Here is a 3,221-nt window from a genome sequence, read left to right as displayed (position 1 = left end):
CAGCCCGCCCGCCTGTCGAAGCGAAGGGCGACAAGAAGGGGAAACGGCGCACTCGAAACGCCGACCAGGCCACCGGGCTTCTCGCCAGAATTCTGCAGCCCATTCCACGCATAACGCGGATCGCGGTGCCGGAAACGGTGGAGCTGCTCCTGTCCAGGGAAGAGGCGTGGGCCTTGTTCGCGCGCGCCCGCCCTCAGGGCGCGGCGAGCGTCGAGGCATCCCCTCACGCGCCGGTGCGGGCCATTACCGTGCGCCTCACCGCGCCTGAAGGAGGCTTTTTCATCGAAGGGCAGTCGCCGGAAACGCAATGGCTTCTGGACCGGCCCGCCTTTATGGGGGAGGAGCCTTTCGGCAGTTGGGTCTGGCTTGTGGTGCCGAACGACAAGGGGCCGTTCTCGCTCGTTGTCGCTCTTCACGCGCGCGACATCGATGCGAATGGAGCGGCTTCCGACCTGCATCTTCCCGATCAGGTGGTGAAGGTTCAGGTGCGCGGCAATTTCTGGCGCGGCTTTGTCAGTTTCCTGCGAACCCTTTTTCTGCTGTCGGCGGGCGGAGGTCTCGGAGCTGCGGCTTATTACGGATTGAAAATGATGGGCAAGGTGCCGTAAGCAAGATTAGAATTCTTCCCGACACAGGCGAGGCAGTAGCGGTTTCGCCGTATCCGAAAAAAAAAGGTTCAAGGCTCAATCGGTAACCGGGGCGCGGCGTTTTGCCTAAGCGTCTTCACGCCACTTGCAAGCCCGGTTCTTTTGAGTATCGTGCGGCCCGCGCAGCAGACAGGCGGTTTTGATGGCGAAAATTGGAGTACCGCATTTCCATAACGACATCGGAGTCGAAAAAATCCATATCGGCGTGAAAGAGTTCCAGTGTGTGGGCGCCAGACCGCCCGTCGACCATCCTCATGTTTACCTCGATATGGGCGCGGACGATCAGATCGTATGCCCCTACTGCTCGACCCTCTTCATCTATGATGCGAATTTGCGGCCCGATCAAACGGACCCACCCTATTGCCTTTTCGAGCCACAGGAGGCTGACGCGCGATGACGAACAGCGCACAAAAAGAAAAAATCGCGATTGCCGGGGCAGGTATCGCCGGTTTGAGCGCGGCCATCGCTCTCAGGCTCGCCGGTCATCCGGTCGACATCTTCGAGGCGGAGCCGAAGCTTCAACCCTTCGGGGCCGGTATTCAGATCGGCCCGAACGCCACGCGCATCCTCGAAAGCTGGAATGTCGCGCTTCTCGGCACGGCGTTCGAGCCGGAAAATATCGAGATCCACAGCGCCCGCACGGGTTCGCTGCTCAACACCGTTCCGCTGCGCGAAGCATCCCGTTCGCGCTATGGCGCGCCTTACGTGACATTGCTCCGGAAGGATCTGCAGAACGCGCTCCTTTCCCGCGCACGTGATCTTGGCGCCGTTCCGAAATATTCCTCGCCAGTGACAGGCGCCGAACTCACCAAGGACGGTTTCCAGGTCACCGCCGGCGGTCGTCCCTATACGCTCGACGCGCTGATCGGCGCGGATGGCATCGGCTCGTCAGTGCGCAAATTCGCATGGGGTACGAAGCAGCCCGTCTCCGCGAACGCCGTTGCCTGGCGCGCGATCCTGCCGATCACGGCGGTGCCCGAGGCGGCCCGCAAGAATATCGGCGTCTGGATGGCCACGGGTGGTCATTTCGTTCATTACCCGGTTTCGGGCGGCTCGTCGCTCAACGGCGTGCTCGTCCTTGATGACGACTACCGCAACGACGGCGAGCCGGACCGCAACGACCCGCTGCCTTATCTTCTGCACAGGCTCGAAGGCTGGGCGCCGCAGATCCGCGAAGCCGTCTCTTCAACCAAAGCCTGGCTGCCCTGGCAGTTGCGGAGCCTGGAGAAGTGGGAAGGCGGTCATGGCCGTGTTCAGTGTATCGGCGATGCATGGCATGCGATGCGCCCCTATCTCGCCTCCGGCGGCGTGATGGCAATCGAGGATGGTGCGGCTCTCGCATCCGCTCTGTCGCGCAAAGGCTCCATCGAAGAGAAACTCGCCCGGTTCCGTGAGAAGCGCGCGGCTCGCGTCTGGCAGGTGGCCGAGAGATCAGCGCTTATCGGTCGGATCTATCATGTTTCGCAGCCGTTCGACGCAATCCGCGACCTGGCCATCAAGAAATCGTCGCCCGCCAAATTGCTTGAGCGGAACGATTGGCTTTACAACACGCGGGTCTAGCTTTCCGCGCAAAAAAAACGGGGATCGCCTTCTCTGGCGGTCCCCGATCTGTTCTGAGGGAGCTTTCCTGCCTGCTGTTACGTCAGGGTTTGCTCCATCGATCCGAAACGTGAGGGCGTCACGTGTTCGGCATGTCCGAGGCTCACCAATCTTTCCTTGCCCTTGCGGCTGGTGAGCCAGCGGGTGGCGTCTTCCTCCGTGTGAAAGCAATAGGGCAACACGTGCACACGACCGAACCCGGCGGGAACCAACAGTTCGAAAGTGCCGTCGTCAGCTTCTCTGAGATAAGGTTTCGGGGCCATCGTAGCTACCGCTTGACATTTGCCTGAACCGATCAGGTCATGATCCTGTAAACGAAAGGCAAACAACGCGAACCCGCCGATGTTCCCGCCTGCGTCATCGAGGAATGCCGCTTTTTTGCGCCCCTGGCAGAACTGCCGCTAAATTCGGCATTTGCTCTTGGCATGATTTGCTCCTGGTTTGTTTGTCGTCTGAGCGGTGCGGCAGACGCTTCAGCTTGCATAGGTTGCGGCGTTGGAGGTTAACAGGGGATTGCCGCCGCGTTGCATTGCCTTCGACCCTACCGGAGGCCGGAGCATGGCGTCCGTCATACGCCGAATTCGCTTTTCGTTTCCCGCCGTCCCGGCTATCGATGTTTGCGTTCGCGACGAACCGGATCGAGCTTCCAAGCTTGATCGCGGGCAAAACCACGGCGCGCTCATCGCGCAAGCAAGAGCGAGTGCAAGCTACCATGGAACGCTTTTTCGGCGGCAGCCCCGCAACCGTCATACTGAAGCTTGCAATCGCTTCGCTCATCATCGGCCTGACGTTGTCGTTCTTCGGCCTCGATCCGGCGAATATCTATGAGGCCATGCTGCGTCTTGGCGACTGGATTTCGTCCCTCGGCCTCGACACGCTGAAACAGGTCGCGCGATATATTGCGCTCGGCGCGGTCATCGTGGTGCCGGTCTGGCTTCTCGTGCGCGTATTGAGCCTTTTCGGCTCGGACCGCCG

At 60.7% G+C, this 3,221-nt stretch carries 4 protein-coding genes and 1 pseudogene; 4 read left to right on the top strand and 1 reads right to left on the bottom strand.

Features of this window, described 5'->3' with window-relative positions:
* The 3 genes and pseudogenes from QM659_RS16805 to QM659_RS16795 all read left to right on the top strand — a co-directional run.
* Positions 1-608 (top strand): annotated as a pseudogene (locus QM659_RS16805) (hypothetical protein); the annotation flags it as partial.
* A 181-nt stretch (positions 609-789) separates the two neighbouring features.
* On the top strand, positions 790-1,044 hold the full coding sequence (locus tag QM659_RS16800; RefSeq protein ID WP_013419557.1) for a zinc-finger domain-containing protein: 255 nt from the start codon (positions 790-792) through the stop codon (positions 1,042-1,044).
* Positions 1,041-2,207: an FAD-dependent monooxygenase gene (locus QM659_RS16795; RefSeq protein ID WP_127076948.1), complete on the top strand. Its 1,167-nt coding sequence runs from the start codon at positions 1,041-1,043 to the stop codon at positions 2,205-2,207. Before QM659_RS16800 ends, QM659_RS16795 begins: the two co-directional genes overlap by 4 nt.
* 77 nt (positions 2,208-2,284) lie before the next feature.
* On the opposite strand, the gene QM659_RS16790 is transcribed toward QM659_RS16795, so the two are convergent.
* On the bottom strand, positions 2,285-2,509 hold the full coding sequence (locus QM659_RS16790) for a hypothetical protein (protein ID WP_303482671.1): 225 nt from the start codon (positions 2,507-2,509) through the stop codon (positions 2,285-2,287).
* Positions 2,510-2,958: 449 nt separating this feature from the next.
* Here QM659_RS16790 and QM659_RS16785 point away from each other — a divergent pair.
* Positions 2,959-3,221, top strand: a 263-nt coding sequence (locus QM659_RS16785; protein WP_415189305.1) for a DUF6460 domain-containing protein, incomplete at its 3' end; no start/stop codon positions are given.

This window comes from Rhodomicrobium sp. (genome assembly GCF_047605405.1).
Lineage (GTDB): Bacteria > Pseudomonadota > Alphaproteobacteria > Rhizobiales > Rhodomicrobiaceae > Rhodomicrobium > Rhodomicrobium lacus.
This window is presented reverse-complemented; position numbering and strand designations above follow the sequence as displayed.

Bases quoted from the DNA above. Each gene is read 5' to 3' on its own strand.
- QM659_RS16800 (WP_013419557.1), top strand. From the start codon at position 790: ATGGCGAAAATTGGAGTACCGCATTTCCATAACGACATCGGAGTCGAA.
- QM659_RS16795 (WP_127076948.1), top strand. From the start codon at position 1,041: ATGACGAACAGCGCACAAAAAGAAAAAATCGCGATTGCCGGGGCAGGT.
- QM659_RS16790 (WP_303482671.1), bottom strand. From the start codon at position 2,509: ATGGCCCCGAAACCTTATCTCAGAGAAGCTGACGACGGCACTTTCGAA.